The organism is Allobosea sp. NPDC055332 (assembly GCF_053645455.1).
In genome coordinates, this window is sequence record NZ_JBSHMO010000046.1 from 1 (window position 1) to 1,003 (window position 1,003).

Below are 1,003 nucleotides of genomic sequence, written 5' to 3' on the forward strand. Positions count from 1 at the left end.
GCATTGAGGTGCCCATGAACAGGACGGTCAATGATGACATCATCGGCCTGGACGGTTCAGTGGACCGCAAGGAAACTCACCGTGCGCCTTATGTCAAAGGGACCTTCAAGGTGCCGAAGAATTTTCCGGTGAGCAAAATCACCTCGTCTGATGAGATGACCATCACTGCTGAGCTGGCGAACGGTCAGGTCTATGTATTGTCGTCAGCCTGGCTGCACGGCGAAGCGAACCATAATGCCGAAGAAGGCACGGTTGATCTTGAGTTCCACGGTGAAGAAGGGGATTACCAGTAATGAAAGAGCTTGAGTTAAAGAAACCGATTACCGCTCATGGCGAGACACTCTCCGTACTGGAGTTTGATGAGCCCACCGGGAAAGATGTCCGCGAGCTGGGGTATCCCTACCAGATGAATCAGGATGAGTCCGTCAGACTTCTGGCGCATGTTGTATCGAAATACATTGTGCGGCTGGCGAAAGTGCCGCAAAGCTCTGTCGACCAGATGTCTCCGGCAGACCTGAATGCAGCGGCGTGGCTTGTGGCTGGTTTTTTCCTCCAGGCCTGACGGCTGAATACCTCACTGATCGCTTCTTTGACTGCGCCAGCTACTGGCGCATTAATCCCTTCGAATTGCTGAATATGCCGATCAGTGAAATTCCCTTGCTGGTCAGTCAGGCAAACAGGATAGAGCAGGAGAAACGCGCACATGGCGGAATTTGAGCTTAAGGCGTTGATCACCGGTGTCGACAGGCTTTCTCCCGCGCTGTCGAAAATGCAAAAGAAAATCCGGGGATTTAAACGCCAGGCGGAAGAAGCGTCACAGGGTGGGCTGGCGCTTGGAGGCGGACTGGCAGCGGGTCTGACGCTTTCCCTGAAATCTTATGCCGATCAGGAAAACGCCGCCACCGGGCTGAAAGTCGCCATGATGGATGCGAACGGCGAGGTTGGAAAGAGCTTTCAGGACATCAATAAACTGGCTATTGGCCTGGGTAATCAGCTACCCGGT

The 1,003-nt window shown here is 53.6% G+C and carries 3 protein-coding genes; all 3 read left to right on the plus strand.

All coding sequences use genetic code 11. The annotated features are described in order from the left end of the window. Nucleotides 1-293, plus strand: a 293-nt coding sequence (locus tag ACWIGM_RS31595; protein ID WP_222694612.1) for a phage tail tube protein, incomplete at its 5' end; no start/stop codon positions are given. Continuing rightward, nucleotides 293-562 (plus strand): phage tail assembly protein, encoded by a 270-nt coding sequence (locus ACWIGM_RS31600; RefSeq protein ID WP_000661054.1) that lies wholly within the window; start codon nt 293-295, stop codon nt 560-562. The genes ACWIGM_RS31595 and ACWIGM_RS31600, both read left to right, overlap by 1 nt. A 141-nt stretch (nt 563-703) precedes the next feature. Continuing rightward, nucleotides 704-1,003: hypothetical protein (locus tag ACWIGM_RS31605; protein WP_454029874.1), on the plus strand; the 300-nt coding region annotated here is incomplete at its 3' end.